General features: G+C 41.0%; 1 protein-coding gene. It reads left to right on the forward strand.

All coding sequences use genetic code 11. From position 1 onward, the window contains the following. Positions 1–391, forward strand: a 391-nt coding sequence (locus AC2JF9_RS09175) for an ExeA family protein (protein WP_500727152.1), incomplete at its 5' end; no start/stop codon positions are given. Positions 392–454: the final 63 nt, after the last annotated feature.

Here is a 454-nt window from a genome sequence, read left to right on the forward strand (position 1 = left end):
GCTTCAAGAAATTCGCTTTTTGACCAACTTTCAAATCGATAGTGTATCTCCGTTGGCATTGGTGATGGTTGGACAGCCTGAATTGCGTTCAACGCTTCAGATGCGTCTATTTAAACCGATTACACAGCGAATGAATGTCCGATATCATCTGGGAGGATTGGATCGGGAGGAAACACGAAAATATATTGAACATCAACTTGAAACAGCAGGTGCTAAGCATCCCATTTTTACAGCGGAAGCCATTGATTCGATTTATGGACATACTCGAGGAATTCCCCGCGAGATCAACAATGTATGTACAGCCTGCTTACTTGATGCCGTTGTGCGAAAGGAAAAGTTAGTTGATGCGATGCACGTTGATCGAATCTTAAGTGAATATAAGGAATTCTAAGATACGAGGAGAAAGAACATGAAAAGCCGTTGGAAAGATATGAAATATAATGAGGATCTTGAT

The organism is Lactobacillus sp. C449L, assembly GCF_059900815.1.